At 58.1% G+C, this 22,110-nt stretch carries 21 protein-coding genes; 18 read left to right on the forward strand and 3 right to left on the reverse strand.

The genetic code is table 11. The features are described from left to right. Positions 1–20 precede the first annotated feature (20 nt). The 3 genes from ACU680_RS23540 to ACU680_RS23550 form a co-directional block, all read right to left on the reverse strand. Positions 21–2,456: a TonB-dependent siderophore receptor gene (locus ACU680_RS23540; protein WP_448180632.1), complete on the reverse strand. Its 2,436-nt coding sequence runs from the start codon at positions 2,454–2,456 to the stop codon at positions 21–23. A gap of 117 nt (positions 2,457–2,573) precedes the next feature. After that, the gene (locus ACU680_RS23545; RefSeq protein WP_448180633.1) at positions 2,574–3,521 is read right to left on the reverse strand and encodes a FecR domain-containing protein; all 948 of its coding nucleotides are present in this window, start codon (positions 3,519–3,521) and stop codon (positions 2,574–2,576) included. Then, on the reverse strand, positions 3,521–4,027 hold the full coding sequence (locus tag ACU680_RS23550) for a sigma-70 family RNA polymerase sigma factor (protein WP_448180634.1): 507 nt from the start codon (positions 4,025–4,027) through the stop codon (positions 3,521–3,523). Before ACU680_RS23550 ends, ACU680_RS23545 begins: the two co-directional genes overlap by 1 nt. Positions 4,028–4,596: 569 nt before the next feature. On the opposite strand from ACU680_RS23550, the gene mnmG reads away from it, so the two are divergent. The 18 genes from mnmG to ACU680_RS23640 all read left to right on the forward strand — a co-directional run bounded on the left by mnmG (position 4,597) and on the right by ACU680_RS23640 (position 22,086). After that, positions 4,597–6,495, forward strand: a complete 1,899-nt coding sequence (mnmG, locus tag ACU680_RS23555) for a tRNA uridine-5-carboxymethylaminomethyl(34) synthesis enzyme MnmG (protein WP_367082203.1) — start codon at positions 4,597–4,599, stop codon at positions 6,493–6,495. Beyond that, positions 6,492–7,136, forward strand: a complete 645-nt coding sequence (rsmG, locus tag ACU680_RS23560) for a 16S rRNA (guanine(527)-N(7))-methyltransferase RsmG (protein ID WP_367082201.1) — start codon at positions 6,492–6,494, stop codon at positions 7,134–7,136. The genes mnmG and rsmG overlap by 4 nt, the downstream gene beginning before the upstream one ends. 18 nt (positions 7,137–7,154) lie before the next feature. Further along, entirely contained in the window at positions 7,155–7,952 is a 798-nt protein-coding gene (locus ACU680_RS23565) for a ParA family protein (RefSeq protein WP_003229787.1), read from the forward strand. A 9-nt stretch (positions 7,953–7,961) separates the two neighbouring features. After that, a complete protein-coding gene (locus ACU680_RS23570; protein WP_007960777.1) occupies positions 7,962–8,834 on the forward strand; it encodes a ParB/RepB/Spo0J family partition protein in 873 nt (290 codons plus the stop codon). A 148-nt stretch (positions 8,835–8,982) separates the two neighbouring features. Further along, positions 8,983–9,390, forward strand: coding sequence for a F0F1 ATP synthase subunit I (locus ACU680_RS23575; protein WP_003229783.1), 408 nt, complete (start codon positions 8,983–8,985; stop codon positions 9,388–9,390). A gap of 16 nt (positions 9,391–9,406) precedes the next feature. Next, positions 9,407–10,276: a F0F1 ATP synthase subunit A gene (atpB, locus tag ACU680_RS23580; protein WP_007960779.1), complete on the forward strand. Its 870-nt coding sequence runs from the start codon at positions 9,407–9,409 to the stop codon at positions 10,274–10,276. Positions 10,277–10,409: 133 nt separating this feature from the next. Further along, positions 10,410–10,667 carry a F0F1 ATP synthase subunit C gene (gene atpE, locus ACU680_RS23585; protein ID WP_003097235.1) on the forward strand — a complete coding sequence of 86 codons (258 nt, stop codon included), beginning with the start codon at positions 10,410–10,412 and terminating at the stop codon, positions 10,665–10,667. A 59-nt stretch (positions 10,668–10,726) separates the two neighbouring features. Continuing rightward, positions 10,727–11,197: a F0F1 ATP synthase subunit B gene (locus ACU680_RS23590; protein WP_007954149.1), complete on the forward strand. Its 471-nt coding sequence runs from the start codon at positions 10,727–10,729 to the stop codon at positions 11,195–11,197. A 12-nt stretch (positions 11,198–11,209) separates the two neighbouring features. Further along, positions 11,210–11,746 (forward strand): F0F1 ATP synthase subunit delta, encoded by a 537-nt coding sequence (locus ACU680_RS23595; protein WP_007911956.1) that lies wholly within the window; start codon positions 11,210–11,212, stop codon positions 11,744–11,746. Positions 11,747–11,767: 21 nt separating this feature from the next. Further along, on the forward strand, positions 11,768–13,312 hold the full coding sequence (gene atpA, locus ACU680_RS23600) for a F0F1 ATP synthase subunit alpha (RefSeq protein ID WP_103302851.1): 1,545 nt from the start codon (positions 11,768–11,770) through the stop codon (positions 13,310–13,312). Between the two features lie 50 nt (positions 13,313–13,362). Next, positions 13,363–14,223: a F0F1 ATP synthase subunit gamma gene (gene atpG, locus ACU680_RS23605; RefSeq protein ID WP_007960781.1), complete on the forward strand. Its 861-nt coding sequence runs from the start codon at positions 13,363–13,365 to the stop codon at positions 14,221–14,223. Positions 14,224–14,250: 27 nt separating this feature from the next. Beyond that, positions 14,251–15,630 (forward strand): F0F1 ATP synthase subunit beta, encoded by a 1,380-nt coding sequence (atpD, locus tag ACU680_RS23610; protein ID WP_007911961.1) that lies wholly within the window; start codon positions 14,251–14,253, stop codon positions 15,628–15,630. Positions 15,631–15,675: 45 nt separating this feature from the next. Then, a complete protein-coding gene (locus ACU680_RS23615) occupies positions 15,676–16,101 on the forward strand; it encodes a F0F1 ATP synthase subunit epsilon (protein WP_007954164.1) in 426 nt (141 codons plus the stop codon). Between the two features lie 117 nt (positions 16,102–16,218). Continuing rightward, positions 16,219–17,586 carry a bifunctional UDP-N-acetylglucosamine diphosphorylase/glucosamine-1-phosphate N-acetyltransferase GlmU gene (gene glmU, locus ACU680_RS23620; RefSeq protein WP_448180635.1) on the forward strand — a complete coding sequence of 456 codons (1,368 nt, stop codon included), beginning with the start codon at positions 16,219–16,221 and terminating at the stop codon, positions 17,584–17,586. Positions 17,587–17,744: 158 nt separating this feature from the next. Further along, positions 17,745–18,521: a DeoR/GlpR family DNA-binding transcription regulator gene (locus ACU680_RS23625; protein ID WP_448180636.1), complete on the forward strand. Its 777-nt coding sequence runs from the start codon at positions 17,745–17,747 to the stop codon at positions 18,519–18,521. 2 nt (positions 18,522–18,523) lie between these two features. Further along, entirely contained in the window at positions 18,524–20,356 is a 1,833-nt protein-coding gene (gene glmS / locus ACU680_RS23630; RefSeq protein ID WP_448180637.1) for a glutamine--fructose-6-phosphate transaminase (isomerizing), read from the forward strand. 74 nt (positions 20,357–20,430) lie between these two features. Further along, positions 20,431–21,357, forward strand: coding sequence for a LysR family transcriptional regulator (locus ACU680_RS23635; protein ID WP_448180638.1), 927 nt, complete (start codon positions 20,431–20,433; stop codon positions 21,355–21,357). Between the two features lie 102 nt (positions 21,358–21,459). Next, positions 21,460–22,086, forward strand: a complete 627-nt coding sequence (locus ACU680_RS23640; RefSeq protein ID WP_448180639.1) for a glutathione S-transferase family protein — start codon at positions 21,460–21,462, stop codon at positions 22,084–22,086. Positions 22,087–22,110 lie beyond the last annotated feature (24 nt).

Below are 22,110 nucleotides of genomic sequence, written 5' to 3' on the forward strand. Positions count from 1 at the left end.
ATCCACAGCCTCTTTTCGTTTCACCAGTTGTAAGACACCGTACCGAGCAAAGTGCGATCTTCGCCCCAATAGCAGCGGCCGGCGTCGTTGCATCCCGACACATATTCCTTGTCGAACAGGTTCTTGGCATTCAGGTCGACGCTCCAGTGCGAATCGATTTGATAGCCGATCGCCGCATCTACCAACGTGACGTCGCCGGCATCCAGCTTCCCGTACAGCGAAGGCGCGGTGTAGGCAAAAGCACTGTCGAAGTAACGCACGCCACCACCCACGTACAAACCTTTCAAATCGCCATCGAGGAAACGGTACTTGGCCCAGACCGACGCCTGATTACGAGGCACGCCGGTCATCTGGTGGCCTTTGACCAACGAGGTCGCCGCGTCCTTGGTAATCCGCGCGTCGGTGTAGGTGTACGCCGCTGTCACATTGAGGTTCTGGGTCAGATCGCTGTTGAGTTCCAGTTCCACACCTTTGGAACGGCTTTCGCCGACCTGGCGATAGGTCGACGTGGTCGAGTCGAAATAGGTGTCGTCCTTTTTGCGCAGGTCATATACCGACGCGGTGAACGCGGTATCCCAGCCGATCGGTTCGTACTTGAGGCCCACTTCGTATTGGCTGCTGGTGATCGGATCGAGCGGCGCGCCGGCATTGGATATCTGCTGCACCGGTACGAATGAGGTGGAATAGCTGACATACGGCGTCATGCCGTTGTCGAACTGGTACATCACGCCGCTCTGGTAGGTGAACTTCTTGTCCTCGGAACTGATGTCACTGCCCTTGGCCACCTTGTCGCGGAAGTCACTGTCGACCCAGTCCTGACGACCGCCAAGCAGAAACAGCCAGTGGTCATACTTGCTCTGGAGCTGTGCATAAACACCTTTCATCTGCTGCTCAAGCAAGGTGTTCTGCACCGCAATCGGTGTAGTCGGATCGCGCAAGTAAACCGGGTTGTAGATATCGATCGGCCCGACGATGCCGGCATTCCAGTCCTGATTGAACGAAGTGCGGTCGTAGCTGGCGCCGAACAGCACGGTGTTTTCCAGCTCGCCGACCTGGAATTTGCCTTCCAGTTGGTTATCCAGCGAATACACCATGGATTTGTTGAAGCGATCGTACGCGGTCATGTTCAGGCGCGTGCCGAAGCCTGCGTTATTGAGGTTGCCCGGCCACGTTTCATGGCGGGTGATCCGCGACTGCATGTAGCGCGAGTTCTGGCGGAACTGCCAGTCATCGTTGAAGGAATGGCTGAACTCATAACCGGTGCTCCAGGTTTCCCGTTCGAAGGTGTTCCAGTCCGGATCGCCAAGCATGGTGCCTTTGGATAGCTTGCCGTTGGGATTGCTCAGCAATGTGCCGGCCGCCGGCAGACCCAGTTCCATATTGGTGTGATCTTTCTGGTAGTTGGCCAGCAGGGTCAGGGTGTTGAAGTCGTCGAAATTCAGCGTCAGCGACGGGGCGATGTAAATGCGGTCATCCGGTACGTGATCAGTCTGGGTGTCCGACTTGCGCCCGAGCATCACCACTCGCCCCAGCACATTGCCGCTGTCGTTGAGTGGCCCGGACACATCGACGCCGATCTGCCGGCGATTATTCGAGCCATAACCCAGTTGCACTTCGCCACGAGGAACTGCGGTCGGCCGCTTGCTCACCAGATTCACCAGGCCGCCCGGTGCGTTTTCCCCATAGAGCAAGGACGATGGTCCGCGGAAAATTTCCACGCGCTCCAAACCGTAAGGCTCGGTGCTGGTGTCATAACGGTTGCCCTGTACACGCAGTCCATCGCGCAACAGGCCGTAGCCGTAATCGGTGGCGTTGAAACCACGAATGAAAAACAGATCGCCGGCCAGGCTGTCGCCCGCTGCAAACGGTGGGGCGAAGATGCCGGGAACGTAGCCGAGTACCTCGGTGAGCGTCTGAGATTTCTGATCTTTCATGCGCTGGGCGGTCACCACCGATACCGAACGCGGCGTTTCCGACAACGGCGTGCTGGTTTTCGTACCGATCCGGCTGTTCTGCACCTTGTAGCCGACGTCGGCGGCGTAATCCAGATCCATCGGATTGGCCAATTGCCCGTTGATGTTGGTCGGGGCCAGCTCCAGCAAATCATCATTGGGCATCGCCTGCAGAATGTAGCTACCCGGCGCTTGCGGTACGGCTTGCAAACCTGAGCCTTGCAGCAGTTGGGCGAATCCCTGTTCGACGGTGAAGTTGCCGTTCAGTCCGGTACTGCGTAAACGGCTGGTCTGCTGCGGCGAGAACGACAGAATCACGTTTGCAGTGGAGGCGAATTGGCTCAAAGCACTGTCCAGCGGGCCGGCAGCAATGGTGTAGCGCTGCGCGACCGTTGCCGCGAAGGCGTTATGGGTCATTACCAGGCAGGACGCGGCACTGGTCATCAGTAGGCTGTAGGCAATGCAGTGGTGGGAAAAACGCTGACGGAACGTGGGAAGACGCATGTGTGGATAAGCCCTGAAGGTGGCGAAGAGCCGCGTTTATCGCGATTACCTGTAGGGCCGGGTCAGGACAAAAAAAGATAACCCTGCTTTCGATTTTTTTCCCCAGGAAATTTTCAATCAGACGCTATGACTGATCGAGACCCAGTAACGGGTGAAGTAGCGGACGTTGATCGGTAACGAGGCCTGAAGATTGGCCAGCACGGCATCAGTGGAATCGAGCCGAAAGGTGCCGGATACCCGTAGATCCCGGGCACGAATATCGCAGTGCAGAACACCGCTGCGATAACGCCCCAGCTCTTCGATTACCTCGCCCAGCCGCGCATCCAGCACAATCAGCTGGCCGTTGGTCCAGGCCACTGCCGAGGATTTAAAGGGGTAAAGGACCCCGATATGCCGACTATCGAAATCCGCACCTTCGCCTGCTTTCAGGATCATCGCGCTCGTTGATTGATCAGCGGGTTGCACGCTGACCCGATCTTCCAGCACGCCGACCCGCGTTGAGCCCGACAACTTATGCACAGAAAAACGGGTACCCAACGCTTGAATCCGACCGTCCCGGGTTTCGACCAAAAACGGCCGCTGATCGCCGAGCTTGCCTGTCTGAATGAGGATTTCACCCGAGCGCAAACGAATCAGCCGTTTCGTTGCGTCGAAAGACACATCGATGGCCGTATCGGTATTGAGCTGGATCTGGCTGCCATCCGCCAATGAGATGTTACGACGCTGGCCAACGCCGGTTTTGTAATCAGCCCAGGCATTTCCGAGGGAGGTATGTTGTTGGGCGTTCCAGCCAAGGATCCCCGTCCCTGTCGCGAGCAGCAACAATTTCAGGATCTGGCGCCTTTGTTGGCCGGTATTCAGTGCGCGACGTTTCAAATCCAGCGGCAAAGTGCCGAGCTGACGCTGCAATTGTTCCATCTGGTTCCAGGCCGCCAGATGCGCTGGATCGCTATCTATCCACAGCTGCCAGGCTTTTTGATCGGCGAGGGTCGGCGGATCGGCCTGAAACTGCACGTACCAACTGGCAGCCGCTTCGAAAACCTTGCGGTTCGGTGCAGTGGCCATCAACGCTGCGCCATGATCAGGGCACATTCCGTCAGGGCGCGGATCATGTGCTTCTTTACTGTGGTCAGGGAAACCTGCAACTGCGCAGTGATCTGTTGATAGGTCAGACCGTCGATCTGCGAAAGCATGAAGATCTTCTGGGTTCGCGCGCCCAGACCGGCCAAGGCTTTATCCACAGCAATCAGGGTTTCGATGATCAGCGCCTTGTCTTCTTCGCTGATGGCGGTGGCTTCTGGTCGAGCAGCCAAGGTCTGCAAGTAGGCAACTTCGATGGCCTGTCTTCGATAGCGATCAATGACGAGGCCGCGTGCAATGGTCGCCAGATAATCCCGTGGTTCGCGAATCTGCGACGCATTACGTGCCGCGAGGATCCGCACGAAAGTGTCATGCGCGACATCGGCAGCATCGCAGGCGTCGTGCAGCTTGCCTTTCAGCCATCCATACAGCCACGAATGGTGTTGCTCGTAGATTTGCTCGATCGAAGCATGATGGGCGGGTAGGGACATGGGAGAAACTGACGAGTTAATGATAATGGATATTATTAGCCTCTGTTACGTTCTCTCACAATAGCCCTGTCACCTCCCTCTATCGGCTTCCTGCTCGTCATCGATCTCTCGGGGGGCGTTTTATTGCGTCCTGAAAAAACCGTTTGGTTGAATTTCTGTGGATTAAGCCCTGTGAATAACCGCCTCTGAGGTCAGTTGATAACAGGGCCGCAAAACTGGATATAACTGCCCCTGTGGATAACCATCCCATTCATCCACAGGCTTAAACCGGTTATCCAAGGGCCTCATTGCCACCTGGCCACAGGGTTTTGAAACTCTGTACACACTGAATAATAAGGCCTGTAGCAATCTATCCACAGAAAGGTCGGTCAGTAAGAATAAGCATTAAAACAAAGGTTTTATAAATTTCTCTCTTTTTTATTCTTTTAACCTCGAGTTCTCCACAGCTGGTTAAATTTTGTGCAAAGGGTTCTTTAGGAAGGGCGAAGTCCCTATACTTGTCGACCAGGTCCAGAAACCTGATCTCAAACTATTCCTGAATACCTACTTAAGCAGGCACGAGGTGCGTGGTGGATTTCCCTTCCCGTTTTGAAGTGATCGTCATCGGCGGCGGTCATGCCGGTACCGAGGCAGCACTGGCCTCAGCACGTATGGGGGCAAAAACCCTGTTGCTGACGCATAACGTGGAAACCCTCGGTGCCATGAGCTGCAACCCGGCCATCGGTGGCATTGGCAAAAGCCATCTGGTCAAGGAAATCGACGCCCTCGGCGGTGCGATGGCCATGGCTACCGATCTGGGCGGTATCCAGTTTCGCGTGTTGAACAGCCGCAAAGGTCCAGCCGTACGAGCAACTCGTGCGCAAGCCGACCGTATTCTGTACAAGGCCGCTGTCCGCGAGATTCTGGAAAACCAGCCGAACCTGTGGATATTTCAACAGGCCGCTGACGACCTTATCGTCGAGCAAGAGCAGGTACGTGGTGTTGTCACGCAAATGGGTCTGCGGTTCTTCGCCGATTCCGTGGTGTTGACCACTGGTACCTTCCTCGGTGGACTTATCCACATCGGTTTGCAGAATTTTTCCGGTGGTCGCGCCGGTGATCCGCCATCGATTGCCCTGGCACATCGTCTGCGTGAACTGCCACTGCGTGTCGGTCGCCTGAAAACCGGTACGCCACCGCGCATCGACGGCAAGTCTGTGGATTTCTCGGTCATGACCGAGCAGCCAGGCGATACGCCGATCCCGGTCATGTCGTTCATGGGCAACAAGGAACAGCATCCACGCCAGGTCAGTTGCTGGATTACTCACACCAACGCCCGCACCCACGAAATCATCGCGGCGAATCTCGATCGTTCGCCGATGTATTCCGCTGCCGGCGAAATCGAGGGCATTGGTCCGCGTTATTGCCCGTCGATCGAAGACAAGATTCACCGCTTTGCCGACAAGGAAAGCCATCAGGTGTTCATCGAGCCGGAAGGCCTGACCACTCATGAGCTGTACCCGAACGGGATATCCACAAGTTTGCCGTTCGACGTGCAATTGCAGATCGTGCAATCGATCCGCGGCATGGAAAACGCGCACATCGTGCGTCCGGGTTATGCGATCGAGTACGACTACTTCGACCCGCGCGATTTGAAATACAGCCTGGAAACCAAGGTGATTGGCGGTCTGTTCTTCGCTGGTCAGATCAACGGCACCACCGGTTACGAAGAAGCCGGTGCCCAAGGTCTGCTCGCCGGGGCCAACGCCGCATTGCGTGCGAAGGGCAAAGAAGCCTGGTGCCCGCGTCGCGACGAGGCGTACATCGGCGTACTGGTCGACGACCTGATCACCCTCGGTACCCAAGAGCCGTACCGCATGTTCACTTCCCGTGCCGAGTACCGCCTGATCCTGCGTGAGGACAACGCCGACCTGCGTCTGACCGAAAAAGGTCGCGAACTGGGTCTGGTCGATGACGCGCGTTGGGCGGCGTTCTGCAAGAAACGCGAAAGCATTGAGCTCGAAGAGCAGCGCCTGAAAAGCACCTGGGTTCGCCCGGGCACTCAGCAAGGCGATGCGATTGCCGGGAAATTCGGCACGCCGCTGACCCACGAATACAACTTGCTCAACCTCTTGAGCCGTCCGGAAATCGACTACGCTGGTCTGGTCGAAGTAACCGGGCAGGGCGCCGAAGATCCACAGGTCGCCGAACAGGTTGAAATCAAGACCAAATACGCCGGTTACATCGACCGTCAACAGGACGAAATCGCCCGTCTGCGCGCCAGTGAAGACACGAAACTGCCTGTGGATATCGATTACACCAACATTTCCGGTCTCTCCAAGGAGATCCAGAGCAAGCTCGGTGCGACGCGTCCGGAGACGCTCGGCCAGGCTTCGCGGATCCCGGGCGTGACCCCGGCGGCGATTTCGCTGTTGATGATTCATTTGAAAAAACGCGGCGCGGGCCGTCAGTTGGAGCAAAGCGCTTGAGTTCTAAGGTCACTTCGCAACACGCCGAAGAGTTATCCACAGGAGCCCGCGCGCTCGGTGTCAATCTCACCGCAGCCCAGCACGAATTGTTGCTGGGCTACCTGGCCCTGTTGATCAAATGGAACCAGGCCTACAACCTGACTGCAGTGCGCGATCCTGATGAAATGGTTTCGCGGCATCTGCTCGATAGCTTAAGCGTGATGTCGTTCATCGAAAACGGTCGTTGGCTTGACGTTGGCAGCGGCGGCGGCATGCCCGGCATTCCGTTGGCGATCCTGTATCCGGACTCGCAAGTCACCTGTCTGGACAGCAACGGCAAGAAAACCCGCTTCCTGACTCAGGTCAAACTCGAACTCAAACTTGATAACCTGCAAGTTATCCACAGCCGCGTCGAAGCGTTCCAGCCTGCCCAGCCATTCAACGGGATCATTTCCCGGGCGTTCAGCAGCATGGAGAACTTCACCAACTGGACTCGCCACCTCGGCGATGCCGACACGCGCTGGCTGGCAATGAAGGGCGTTCATCCGGCCGATGAGCTGGTAGCATTACCGGCAGACTTCAAACTCGATAGCGAACACGCCCTGGCCGTACCCGGTTGCCAAGGCCAACGCCATCTGCTGATACTGCGCCGCACGGCATGATTGGGAACACAAGCAAGAATGGCTAAGGTATTCGCGATAGCGAACCAGAAGGGTGGTGTGGGCAAGACCACCACCTGCATCAACCTCGCAGCATCCCTGGTCGCGACCAAGCGCCGGGTGCTGTTGATCGATCTCGATCCACAGGGCAACGCCACCATGGGTAGCGGTGTGGATAAACATGGCCTGGAAAACTCGGTCTACGACCTGCTGATCGGCGAATGCGATCTGGCACAGGCCATGCACTACTCCGAGCACGGCGGTTATCAATTGCTACCGGCCAACCGCGACCTGACCGCGGCCGAAGTGGTGCTGCTGGAAATGCAGATGAAGGAAAGCCGTCTGCGCAGCGCGCTGGCGCCGATCCGTGAAAATTACGATTACATTCTGATCGACTGCCCGCCGTCGCTGTCGATGCTCACCCTGAACGCACTGGTTGCCGCTGACGGGGTGATTATCCCCATGCAGTGCGAGTACTTTGCGCTCGAAGGCTTGAGCGACCTTGTGGATAACATCAAGCGCATTGCCGAACTGCTGAACCCGAACCTCAAGGTCGAAGGTCTGCTGCGCACCATGTACGACCCGCGGCTGAGCCTGATGAACGATGTTTCGGCGCAGCTCAAGGAACACTTTGGCGAACAGCTGTACGACACGGTGATCCCGCGCAACATTCGTCTGGCCGAAGCGCCGAGCTACGGTATGCCGGCATTGGCCTACGACAAGCAATCGCGCGGCGCGCTGGCCTACCTGGCTCTGGCGGGCGAGATGGTTCGCCGTCAGCGCAAAAATTCACGCATCGCCGCTGCCCAGCCAACTTAAGGAATCCCCATGGCCGTCAAGAAACGAGGTCTCGGACGTGGACTGGATGCACTGCTGAGTGGTCCGACCGTCAGCGCGCTGGAAGAGCAGGCGGCGCAGGCCGATACCCGTGAACTGCAACACCTGCCGCTGGATCTGCTGCAGCGTGGCAAATACCAGCCACGCCGCGACATGGATCCACAGGCGCTGGAAGAGCTGGCGCAGTCGATCAAGGCGCAAGGCGTGATGCAGCCGATCGTGGTGCGCCCGATTGGCGGTGGCCGCTTCGAAATCATCGCCGGTGAACGCCGCTGGCGCGCCAGCCAGCAGGCCGGCCAGGAAACCATCCCGGCAATGGTCCGGGATGTGCCGGATGAAACCGCGATCGCCATTGCGCTGATCGAGAACATCCAGCGTGAAGACCTGAACCCGATCGAGGAAGCCGTCGCCTTGCAGCGTCTGCAGCAGGAATTCCAGCTCACTCAACAACAGGTTGCCGAGGCTGTGGGTAAGTCCCGGGTGACTGTGGCTAACCTGTTGCGACTTATTGCACTGCCGGAAGTCATCAAGACCATGCTGTCCCACGGCGACCTGGAAATGGGTCACGCCCGTGCTTTGCTCGGTCTGCCGGACAATCAGCAGGTGGAAGGGGCGCGACATGTTGTCGCACGCGGCCTGACTGTGCGCCAAACCGAGGCACTGGTTCGTCAGTGGTTGAGTGGCAAACCGGAGCCTGTGGAAGCGGCCAAACCCGACCCGGACATCGCCCGGCTTGAACAGCGTCTGGCCGAGCGCCTAGGCTCTGCGGTGCAGATTCGCCACGGCAAGAAGGGAAAAGGTCAGCTGGTGATCGGTTACAACTCCCTCGATGAGCTTCAAGGTGTGCTCGCACACATCCGCTGAAACATTTCCTCATGTAGCGCGCAGTCGGAAATCACTACCTGACAGTTGAATAGGGGCAGAACCGCCCCTATACTCTGCGCGCATTTTGTCGGCACAAATTATGCCAAGTTATTGAATTTCGGCAGCCGACCATTGGAGAGCAATCGTGATGGAAACCCGCAAGCCAAACCGCCTGCCGTTCCATCGCCTGGCGGTTTTTCCGGTGTTGATGGCTCAATTTGTCATTTTGCTCATTGCCGCTTTGGCGCTCTGGCAATGGCACGGAGTCGTTGCCGGATACTCGGGACTTTGCGGAGGCCTGATAGCCTTGCTGCCCAATGTTTATTTCGCTCACAAGGCATTTCGGTTTTCCGGCGCCCGAGCAGCCCAGTCCATCGTCCGGTCATTTTATGCCGGCGAGGCAGGCAAACTGATTTTGACGGCAGTGCTGTTTGCACTGGTGTTTGCAGGTGTGAAGCCATTGGCGCCGATCGCAGTATTCGGCGCTTTCGTGCTGACTCAGTCGGTCAGCTGGTTCGCTCCCCTGCTGATGAGAACAAGACTTTCGAGACCTTAGGGCGTTTGAGGCAACCATGGCAGAAACAACCGCTTCGGGCTATATCCAGCACCACTTGCAGAACCTGACCTTCGGTCAGTTACCCAACGGCGGCTGGGGCTTTGCCCATACCGCAGCAGAAGCCAAGGAAATGGGCTTCTGGGCTTTCCACGTCGATACCCTCGGCTGGTCGGTCGCGCTGGGTCTGATCTTCGTTTTCCTTTTCCGCATGGCGGCAAAGAAAGCGACATCGGGTCAGCCAGGTGCTTTGCAGAACTTCGTTGAAGTATTGGTCGAATTCGTCGATGGCAGCGTGAAAGACAGCTTCCATGGCCGTAGCCCGGTGATCGCACCGCTGGCACTGACCATCTTCGTCTGGGTGTTCCTGATGAACGCCGTCGACCTGGTACCGGTCGACTGGATTCCTCAGCTGGCCATCCTGATCACCGGCGACCACCACATCCCGTTCCGCGCCGTGTCGACTACCGACCCGAACGCGACCCTGGGCATGGCGTTCTCGGTTTTCGCACTGATCATTTTCTATAGCATCAAGGTCAAGGGCATCGGCGGCTTCATCGGCGAACTGACCCTGCACCCGTTCGGCAGCAAGAACATCTTCGTTCAGGCCCTGCTGATCCCGGTGAACTTCCTGCTGGAATTCGTGACCCTGATCGCCAAGCCGATCTCTCTGGCCCTGCGTCTGTTCGGCAACATGTATGCCGGCGAGCTGGTGTTCATTCTGATCGCTGTGATGTTCGGCAGTGGCCTGCTCTGGCTGAGCGGCCTGGGCGTTGTTCTGCAGTGGGCGTGGGCGGTGTTCCACATCCTGATCATCACCCTGCAGGCGTTCATCTTCATGATGCTGACCATCGTTTACCTGTCGATGGCGCACGAAGAAAACCATTAAGAGCAGCCTCGGCTGATCTGATGTCCCTCCCGGTCAAACGGGAGGGGGCTCTTAACCGGGCCTCTGAAACGATTTGTTTTACCGCTTTAATCTAAAAAACCTAAACCATACGACGTAAAAGTCGGGAGGAAAGATGGAAACTGTAGTTGGTCTAACCGCTATCGCTGTTGCACTGTTGATCGGCCTGGGCGCACTGGGTACCGCAATTGGTTTCGGCCTGCTGGGCGGCAAGTTCCTGGAAGGCGCAGCGCGTCAGCCAGAAATGGTTCCAATGCTGCAAGTTAAAATGTTCATCGTTGCCGGTCTGCTCGACGCCGTAACCATGATCGGTGTTGGTATCGCTCTGTTCTTCACCTTTGCGAACCCGTTCGTTGGTCAGATCGCTGGCTAATTACCCGGATTCTTCCGAGTAATTTGGTGTGATGGACAACGTAACTGCGAGGTGTTGGCGTGAACATTAATGCGACCCTGATTGGCCAGTCCGTTGCGTTCCTGATTTTTGTACTGTTCTGCATGAAGTTCGTATGGCCTCCGGTCATCGCTGCTCTGCACGAACGTCAAAAGAAGATCGCTGATGGTCTGGACGCTGCCAGCCGTGCAGCTCGCGACCTGGAGTTGGCCCAAGAGAAAGCGGGTCAGCAACTGCGCGAAGCGAAAGCTCAGGCAGCTGAAATCATCGAGCAAGCCAAGAAACGCGGTAACCAGATTGTCGAAGAGGCTGTTGAAAAAGCCCGTGTCGACGCTGACCGTGTGAAGGTTCAGGCTCAAGCCGAGATCGAACAGGAACTGAACAGTGTCAAAGACAAGCTGCGCGCCCAAGTGGGCTTGCTGGCTGTCGGCGGCGCCGAGAAGATCCTGGGTGCCACAATCGATCAAAACGCGCACGCAGAGCTGGTTAACCAACTGGCTGCTGAAATCTAAGCGAGGGCGATCATGGCAGAACTGACCACGTTGGCCCGACCTTACGCTAAGGCGGCCTTCGAGCACGCTCAGGCCCACCAGCAACTGGCCAATTGGTCAGCCATGCTCGGCCTGGCTGCAGCGGTGTCGCAAGACGACACCATGCAGCGCGTGCTCAAGGCCCCGCGACTGACGAGCGCAGAAAAGGCCGCCACGTTCATTGACGTGTGTGGCGACAAGTTTGATGCCAAGGCACAGAACTTCATCAATGTCGTTGCCGAAAACGACCGTCTCCCGCTTCTGCCGGAGATCGCCGCTCTTTTCGACCTGTACAAGGCCGAACAAGAGAAGTCGGTAGACGTTGAAGTGACCAGTGCTTTCGCATTGAACCAAGAACAGCAAGACAAACTCGCCAAGGTTCTCAGTGCACGACTCAACCGGGAAGTGCGCCTGCAAGTTGCGGAGGATGCTGCCCTTATAGGGGGTGTCGTTATCCGCGCCGGCGACCTGGTTATCGATGGCTCGATTCGCGGCAAAATCGCGAAACTTGCCGAAGCATTGAAATCTTGAGTTTGAAGGGGCAGCAGAGCAATGCAGCAACTCAATCCTTCCGAAATAAGTGAAATTATCAAGGGCCGCATCGACAAGCTCGATGTGACCTCCCAAGCCCGTAACGAAGGCACTGTCGTCAGCGTATCTGACGGTATCGTGCGGATTCACGGTCTGGCCGACGTCATGTACGGCGAGATGATCGAGTTTCCGGGCGGCGTCTACGGTATGGCCCTCAACCTGGAGCAAGACTCCGTAGGTGCCGTTGTATTGGGCTCCTACCAGTCTCTGGCTGAAGGCATGAGCGCCAAGTGCACCGGCCGCATCCTCGAAGTTCCGGTTGGTAAGGAACTGCTGGGTCGCGTAGTCGACGCACTGGGTAACCCTGTTGATGGCAAAGGTCCACTGGGCAACACCGAGACCGACGCGGTCGAGAAAGTTGCTCCAGGCGTGATCTGGCGTAAGTCGGTAGACCAGCCTGTACAGACTGGCTACAAGGCTGTCGATGCCATGATCCCTGTCGGCCGTGGCCAGCGTGAGCTGATCATCGGTGACCGTCAGATCGGTAAAACCGCTCTGGCGATCGACGCGATCATCAACCAGAAAGACAGCGGCATTTTCTGCGTCTACGTAGCCATCGGTCAGAAGCAATCGACCATCGCCAACGTGGTTCGCAAGCTGGAAGAAAACGGCGCCCTGGCCAACACGATCATCGTGGCTGCCAGTGCTTCGGAATCTCCTGCGCTGCAGTTCCTGGCACCGTACTCCGGTTGCACCATGGGTGAATTCTTCCGCGACCGCGGTGAAGACGCGCTGATCGTTTATGACGATCTGTCCAAGCAAGCAGTGGCTTACCGCCAGATTTCCCTGCTGCTGCGCCGTCCACCAGGCCGTGAAGCTTACCCAGGCGACGTGTTCTATCTCCACTCCCGTCTGCTGGAGCGCGCATCCCGCGTTTCGGAAGAGTACGTAGAGAAGTTCACCAACGGCGCAGTGACCGGCAAAACCGGTTCCCTGACCGCACTGCCGATCATCGAAACCCAGGCTGGCGACGTTTCCGCGTTCGTTCCGACCAACGTGATTTCCATCACCGACGGTCAGATCTTCCTGGAATCGGCCATGTTCAACTCGGGCATCCGCCCTGCAGTGAACGCCGGTGTTTCGGTATCCCGTGTGGGTGGTGCCGCTCAGACCAAGATCATCAAGAAGCTGTCCGGTGGTATCCGTACCGCTCTGGCTCAGTACCGTGAACTGGCGGCATTCGCCCAGTTCGCTTCTGACCTGGACGAAGCGACCCGCAAGCAACTTGAGCATGGTCAGCGCGTTACCGAGCTGATGAAGCAGAAGCAATACGCACCAATGTCGATCGCTGACATGGCGCTGTCGCTGTATGCCGCTGAGCGTGGGTTCCTGACTGACATTGAAATCGCCAAGATCGGCAGCTTCGAACAAGCGCTGATTGCTTTCTTCAACCGCGATCACGCCGATTTGATGGCCAAGATCAACGTTAAAGGTGACTTCAATGACGAAATCGACGCTGGCATGAAAGCCGGTATCGAGAAGTTCAAGGCCACCCAAACCTGGTAAGCCGCAGCGGGAGCCGTGAGGCTCCCGCTTGCTAACCTGATAGGTGTTACATGGCAGGCGCAAAAGAGATTCGCAGTAAGATTGCGAGCATCAAAAGCACGCAAAAAATTACCAGCGCCATGGAAAAAGTGGCGGTCAGCAAAATGCGCAAGGCACAAATGCGCATGGCTGCTAGCCGTCCTTATGCGGAGCGTATCCGCCAGGTAATTGGGCATCTGGCCAACGCCAACCCGGAATACCGCCACCCGTTCATGATCGACCGCGAAGTAAAGCGTGTCGGTTATGTCGTCGTGAGCAGTGACCGTGGTCTGTGCGGTGGCTTGAACACCAACCTGTTCAAGGCCCTGGTCAAGGACATGGCGGTAAACCGCGAAAACGGCGTCGAGATTGATCTGTGTGTCGTTGGTAGCAAGGGTGCGGCCTTTTTCCGCAACTTCGGCGGTAACGTCGTTGCAGCTATCAGCCACCTGGGTGAAGAGCCGTCGATCAATGATCTGATCGGCAGCGTCAAGGTGATGCTGGATGCCTACCTGGATGGCCGTATTGACCGCCTGTCCGTGGTGTCCAACAAGTTCATCAACACCATGACGCAACAGCCTACCGTGGAGCAGTTGATTCCACTGGTGGCAACCCCGGATCAGGATCTCAAGCACCACTGGGACTATCTCTACGAACCGGATGCCAAAGAGCTGCTTGACGGCTTGATGGTCCGTTACGTCGAGTCGCAGGTCTACCAGGCGGTGGTCGAGAACAACGCGGCTGAACAAGCTGCGCGGATGATCGCGATGAAGAACGCTACCGACAACGCCGGTGATTTGATCAGCGATTTGCAGCTGATCTACAACAAGGCGCGTCAGGCTGCGATCACCCAAGAGATCTCGGAAATCGTCGGCGGCGCTGCCGCGGTTTAACGGTTCAAATATTCAGAGGATCCAGCTATGAGTAGCGGACGTATCGTTCAAATCATCGGCGCCGTTATCGACGTGGAATTTCCACGCGACAGCGTACCGAGCATCTACAACGCGCTGAAAGTAGTCAGCGCGGCCGAAACCACTCTGGAAGTTCAGCAGCAGCTGGGCGACGGCGTGGTTCGCACCATTGCGATGGGTTCCACCGAGGGCTTGAAGCGCGGTCTGGAAGTTACCGATTCCGGCGCAGCCATCTCCGTACCGGTCGGTAAAGCGACCCTGGGCCGGATCATGGACGTTCTGGGTAACCCGATCGACGAAGCAGGTCCGATCGACACCGAAGAGCGTTGGGGCATTCACCGTCCAGCGCCGTCGTTCGCTGAACAGGCAGGCGGCAACGACCTGCTGGAAACCGGCATCAAGGTTATCGACCTGGTTTGCCCGTTTGCCAAAGGCGGTAAAGTCGGTCTGTTCGGTGGTGCCGGTGTAGGCAAAACCGTAAACATGATGGAACTGATCCGTAACATCGCCATCGAGCACAGCGGTTATTCCGTGTTCGCCGGTGTGGGTGAGCGTACTCGTGAGGGTAACGACTTCTACCACGAGATGAAGGATTCCAACGTTCTGGACAAAGTGGCACTGGTTTACGGTCAGATGAACGAGCCGCCGGGTAACCGTCTGCGCGTAGCACTGACCGGCCTGACCATGGCCGAGAAGTTCCGTGACGAAGGTAACGACGTTCTGCTGTTCGTCGACAACATCTATCGTTACACCCTGGCCGGTACCGAAGTATCCGCACTGCTGGGCCGTATGCCTTCGGCAGTAGGTTACCAGCCGACCCTGGCTGAAGAGATGGGCGTTCTGCAAGAACGTATCACTTCGACCAAGGAAGGTTCGATCACCTCGATCCAGGCGGTATACGTACCTGCGGACGACTTGACCGACCCGTCGCCAGCGACCACCTTCGCCCACCTGGACGCCACCGTCGTTCTGTCCCGTGACATCGCTTCCCTGGGTATCTACCCAGCGGTAGATCCACTGGATTCGACTTCGCGCCAGCTGGATCCGAACGTAATCGGCCAGGACCACTACGACACCGCTCGCGGCGTTCAGTACGTTCTGCAACGTTACAAAGAGCTGAAAGACATCATCGCGATCCTGGGTATGGACGAGCTGTCGGAAGCCGACAAACAGTTGGTTAACCGTGCTCGTAAGATCCAGCGCTTCTTGTCGCAGCCGTTCTTCGTGGCTGAAGTCTTCACCGGTGCTTCGGGTAAATACGTTTCCCTGAAAGACACCATTGCTGGCTTCAAAGGCATCCTCAACGGTGACTACGACCACCTGCCAGAACAAGCGTTCTACATGGTTGGCGGCATCGAAGAAGCGATCGAGAAAGCCAAGAAACTGTAATCCCGGCGCCCGGCAACGGGCGCTAATTTAGGTTGAGGCAATCAGATGGCTATGACAGTCCATTGCGATATCGTCAGCGCGGAAGGGGAAATCTTTTCCGGCCTGGTCGAGATGGTGATTGCGCACGGTGCACTGGGTGATCTTGGTATCGCTCTGGGTCACGCGCCGCTGATCACTAATCTGAAGCCAGGTCCGATCCGCCTGATCAAGCAAGGCGGGGAAGCCGAGGTGTTCTACATCTCCGGTGGTTTCCTCGAGGTTCAGCCGAACATGGTCAAGGTGCTTGCCGATACCGTGCAACGTGCCGCCGACCTGGATGAAGCTCAAGCCCAGGCAGCTCTCAAGGCTGCCGAAGCTGCTCTGCACGAGAAGAGCGCAGATTTCGACTACGGAGCTGCGTCCGCACGTCTGGCCGAGGCTGCAGCTCAGCTGCGCACCGTCCAGCAGATCCGCAAGAAGTTTGGCGGTTAATCCGTCAGCCACTTGTTGTGCGATTGATAAAAAAGGGTAGCCTCGGCTACCCTTTTTTCTTTTCCGATTTTAACAACCCGGTCGCAGTTGCTGACCACCCAGGATTGGTAGCCAGTCATGTCTCTCGAAATCGTTATCCTCGCGGCAGGTCAAGGTACCCGTATGCGTTCGGCGTTGCCGAAAGTGCTGCACCCGGTTGCCGGCAATTCCATGCTTGGGCATGTTATCCACAGCGCACGGCAGCTCGATCCACAACGCATTCATGTGGTGATCGGCCACGGTGCCGATGTGGTACGTGAGCGTCTGGCGGCGGACGATCTGAATTTCGTGCTGCAGGACCAGCAATTGGGCACTGGTCATGCAACCGCTCAGGCTGTGCCGTTCATCAGCGCCGACACCGTGCTGATTCTCTACGGCGACGTGCCGTTGATCGAAGTTGAAACCCTGCAGCGCCTGCTCAAGCACGTCGTACCGGGCCAGATGGGCCTGCTGACCGTCGAGCTGGAAGACCCGACCGGTTACGGCCGCATCGTGCGCAACGCTGACGGCAAGGTCGCTGCCATCGTCGAGCATAAAGATGCCAGCGAAGCCCAGCGCGCAATCACTGAAGGCAACACCGGCATTCTCGCGGTCCCGGCCAATCGCCTGGCCGACTGGATGAGCCGCCTGTCGAATAACAACGCACAGGGCGAGTACTACCTGACCGACGTGATCGAAATGGCGGTCAGCGATGGTTTGGTGGTGGCGACTGAACAACCGCACGACCCGATGGAAGTGCAGGGCGCCAACGATCGCAAGCAACTCTCCGAGCTGGAGCGGCATTACCAGTTGCGCGCCGGTCGCCGTCTGATGGCGCAAGGCGTGACCCTGCGTGACCCGGCGCGTTTCGATGTGCGCGGCGTAGTCACCGTCGGTCGTGATGTGCTGATCGACGTCAACGTGATTCTCGAAGGTAATGTTTTCATCGAGGACGATGTGGTGATCGGTCCGAACTGCGTGATCAAGGACAGTACCCTGCGCAAAGGCGTGGTGGTCAAAGCCAACAGTCACATCGAAGGCGCAGTTCTTGGCGAAGGCAGTGATGCCGGTCCATTTGCCCGTCTGCGCCCGGGCACGGTGCTCGAAGCACGTGCGCATGTGGGTAACTTTGTCGAACTGAAAAATGCCCGCATGGGCGAGGGCGCCAAGGCCGGGCATCTGACCTATCTGGGCGACGCGGAAATTGGCGCACGCACCAACATTGGCGCGGGCACCATTACCTGCAATTACGATGGCGCCAACAAATGGAAAACCGTGTTGGGCGAGGACGTGTTCATCGGCTCCAACAACTCGTTGGTCGCTCCTGTGGATATCTCGTCGGGGGCAACCACTGCGGCTGGCTCGACCATTACGCAGAATGTGGATAACGCGCAGTTGGCTGTTGGTCGGGCGCGGCAGAAAAATATCGACGGCTGGAAGCGTCCGGAGAAGATCAAGAAGAGCTGAGTTATCCACAGCGGGCTTTACGATCAAAAGATCGCAGCCTTCGGCAGCTCCTACAGGAGGGCCGGGGGGCTGCGATTTTTTATGACCTGAGCTTGACGATTGAAAGGCAATAGGTTTTGATTGCTTCCGTTATCTTTCGAATCGAAACTTAAGTCGCCATGTCGAAACGCAACACGCCCCAACGCCGGCACAACATCCTCGCCTTGCTCAATGAGCAGGGCGAAGTCAGTGTGGATGAACTGGCCAAGCGCTTCGAAACCTCGGAAGTTACGATCCGCAAGGATCTGGCTGCGCTGGAAAGCCATGGTCTGTTGCTGCGCCGTTACGGCGGGGCGATCACCATGCCGCAGGAACTGGTCGCAGAACTCGGCCAAAGCGTTTCGAAGTACAAACAGGCGATTGCCCGTGCTGCCGTCAAACGCATCCGCGAACACGCCCGCATCATCATCGACAGTGGCAGCACCACCGCTGCGATGATTCCCGAGCTTGGCCAGCAGCCGGGTCTGGTGGTCATGACCAACTCCCTGCATGTCGCCAACGCCTTGAGCGAACTCGAACACGAGCCGGTGCTGCTGATGACCGGCGGCACCTGGGATCCACATTCGGAGTCCTTTCAGGGCCAGGTCGCCGAGCAGGTACTACGCTCTTACGACTTCGACCAGTTGTTCATTGGCGCCGATGGTATCGATCTGGTGCGCGGCACCACCACGTTCAACGAGTTGCTCGGTCTGAGCCGGGTGATGGCCGACGTGGCGCGGGAAGTGATCGTGATGGTCGAGGCCGACAAGATCGGCCGCAAGATTCCCAACCTGGAGCTGCCGTGGAGCAGCGTTCATACCCTCATTACCGATGATCGCCTGCCTGAAGATGCGCGCGATCAGATTCAGGCCCGCGGTATCACCGTGATTTGCGCGGCTGTCAGTCAGGAGAAATAAGCATGTGTGGAATTGTCGGCGCAGTAGCTGAACGTAATATCACCGCCATCCTGCTTGAAGGCCTCAAGCGCCTTGAATATCGCGGCTATGACAGCGCCGGTGTGGCAGTTTTCACCAACGACGAAAAGCTCGAGCGCATGCGCCGTCCGGGCAAGGTCAGCGAGCTGGAAGCGGCGCTGGCCGCACAGCCGCTGGTTGGCCGTCTCGGTATCGCCCACACCCGTTGGGCGACCCACGGTGCACCTTGCGAGCGCAACGCGCACCCGCATTTCTCCGGTGATATCGCCGTGGTGCACAACGGCATCATCGAGAACCACGAAGCCCTGCGTGAGCAACTGAAAGCGCTGGGTTACGTGTTCACTTCGGACACTGACACCGAAGTCATCGCGCACCTGCTGAGCCATAAACTCAAGGATCAGCCTGACCTGACCGTCGCGCTGAAAGCCACGGTCAAGGAACTGCACGGTGCCTACGGTCTGGCCGTGATCAACGCACAACAGCCGGATCGCCTGGTTGCCGCGCGCAGTGGCAGCCCGTTGGTGATCGGTCTGGGCCTGGGCGAGAACTTCCTCGCCTCCGACCAATTGGCCCTGCGCCAGGTGACTGACCGCTTCATGTACCTGGAAGAAGGCGATATCGCTGAAATTCGCCGCGATAACGTGCAGATCTGGGACGTCAACGGCAACGCCGTCGAGCGCCAGACCGTACAGTACAGCGACGGTGCCGAAGCCGCCGACAAGGGCGAATTCCGTCACTACATGCTCAAGGAAATCCACGAACAGCCGGTCGTGGTGCAGCGTACCCTCGAAGGTCGCCTGAGCAACAATCAAGTACTGGTGCAGGCCTTCGGTCCACAGGCTGCCGAACTGTTCGCCAAAGTGCGCAACGTGCAGATCGTCGCCTGCGGTACCAGTTACCACGCCGGCATGGTTGCGCGTTACTGGCTCGAAGAACTGGCTGGTATTCCGTGCCAGGTCGAAGTCGCCAGCGAATTCCGCTACCGCAAGGTGGTGGTGCAGCCGGACACCCTGTTCGTCACCATCTCCCAGTCCGGCGAAACCGCCGACACCCTGGCTGCGCTGCGCAACGCCAGAGAGCTGGGCTTCCTCGCCAGCTTGGCGATCTGCAACGTCGGCATCAGCTCGCTGGTGCGTGAGTCCGACCTGACTTTGCTGACCCAAGCCGGTCGCGAAATCGGTGTGGCTTCGACCAAAGCCTTCACCACACAACTGGTCGGCCTGTTGCTGCTGACCCTGTCGCTGGGTCAGGTCCGCGGCACGCTCGGCGAAGACGTTGAAGCCACGCTGGTGGAAGAGTTGCGTCGTCTGCCGACCCGTCTGGGCGAAGCGCTGGCGATGGACAGCACCGTGGAAAAAATCGCCGAGCTGTTCGCCGAGAAGAACCACACCCTGTTCCTCGGCCGTGGCGCGCAGTTCCCGGTCGCAATGGAGGGTGCCTTGAAGCTCAAGGAAATCTCCTACATCCACGCCGAAGCCTATCCGGCTGGCGAATTGAAGCACGGCCCGCTGGCGCTTGTGGATAACGACATGCCGGTGGTCACCGTGGCGCCGAACAACGAACTGCTGGAGAAGCTCAAGTCCAACCTGCAGGAGGTTCGCGCCCGTGGTGGTGAACTGATCGTGTTCGCCGACGAGAAAGCCGGGATGACCAACGGCGAAGGCACCCACGTGGTGCAGATGCCGCACATCCACGACATCCTTTCGCCAATCCTCTACACCGTCCCGCTGCAGCTGCTGTCGTACTACGTCGCCGTGCTCAAGGGCACCGACGTCGACCAGCCACGCAACCTGGCGAAGTCGGTGACGGTGGAATAAGTTATCCACAGCTGACATTGACCGCAAAAATCGCAGCCTCGGCTGCGATTTTTGTATCTGACTCGAGGACCTCCATGGACCGCTTCCAGGAAATGCAGATCTTCGCCACCGTGGCCCAGGAGCAGGGCTTCTCGGCGGCGGCGCGGCGTCTTGGCTTGTCCGCGGCCAGTGTCACCCGCGCCGTGGCGGCGCTGGAGCAGCGCATTGGTACACAGTTGCTGATTCGCACCACGCGCACTGTGCACCTGAGTGAGGCTGGTCAGCGTTATCTGGAAGATTGTCGGAGAATTCTCGCCGAGGTGCAGGAAGCCGAGGATTCGGCGGCCGGCAGTCACGCCCAGCCCCGCGGGCAATTGACGGTGACTGCGCCGGTATTGTTCGGCGAGCTGTTTGTCACACCGCTGATGGCGGCTTATCTGACGCAATACCCGGACGTTTCGATCAATGCGCTGTTGGTCGATCGGGTGGTGAGCATGGTCGAGGAGGGCATCGATGTCGCAGTGCGCATCGGTGAGTTGCCGGACAGCAATCAGCACGCGATCCGGGTCGGCGAAGTACGGCGGGTGATCTGTGGTTCGCCGGCCTATCTGGCTCGACACGGCCGTCCCGCGCATCCGCAGGCACTGGCCGGTGCGCCGGTGGTGGCGACCTCGGCCATCGGCCAGTTACGCAACTGGCCGTTTATGGATCAGGGCGAAGCGCTCAGCGTGCGACCCGAGCCTCGGCTGGTGGTCACCGCCAACCAGGCGGCGATTGCCGCAGCCTGCCTGGGGTTGGGGCTGACGCGAGTGTTGTCCTATCAAGTCGCCGGCAAGGTGGCCTGCGGTGAACTGGAAATTGTCCTCGCCGATTTCGAACTGCCGCCGCTGCCGATTCACGTGGTGTATCAAGGCGGACGCAAGGCGCCGGCGCGGGTGCGCAGTTTTGTCGACCATGCGGTGAAGGTGCTGCGAGAACATCCGGCACTGCAGAATGCGGCGTTATTTCATCAGGTGAAATAATCGATTGCGATTGCTGGTGATTCTGTTGCTTCAAGGATGGGTGGAAGATGGCCTCCATCGGTGCTGCCATCCCGAACAGCGCCCCCTCCAGCGGAGTCGACCATGCAAGCGATCAAACTCTACAACTTCCCGCGTTCCGGCCACGCCCATCGGGTGGAGCTGATGTTGTCCCTGCTGCAATTGCCGACCGAATTGATCCTGGTCGATCTGGCCAAGGGTGAGCACAAGCAGCCGGCATATCTGGCGATCAACAGTTTCGGTCAGGTGCCGGCGATCGACGATGATGGAGTGGTGCTGGCCGACTCCAACGCGATTCTGGTGTATCTGGCGCAGAAGTACGGCCACGGTCGTTGGCTGCCAACCGATCCGGTCGGTGCGGCACGGGTGCAGCGCTGGTTGTCGGCCGCTGCCGGGCCGATTGCTTTCGGACCTGCTGCTGCACGATTGGTGACGGTGTTTGGCGCACAGTTGAATGCTGAAGAAGCGATTACCCGTGCGCACAACCTGCTCAAGGTGATGGAGCTGGAGCTGGGCAAAACCCCGTACCTGGCCGGCAGCGAACCCACCATCGCTGACGTGTCTGCCTACAGCTACATCGCCCATGCGCCGGAAGGCAACGTGTCGCTGAACGACTACGCCAATGTGCGTGCCTGGCTGGCACGTGTCGAAGCCTTGCCCGGTTTTGTCGGCATGCCGCGCACGGTCGCCGGTCTGCAGAAGACAGCCTGAAGGTTCGGCCCGATCCGATCGAGT

The sequence above is a fragment of the Pseudomonas sp. LF020 genome, from assembly GCF_053456425.1.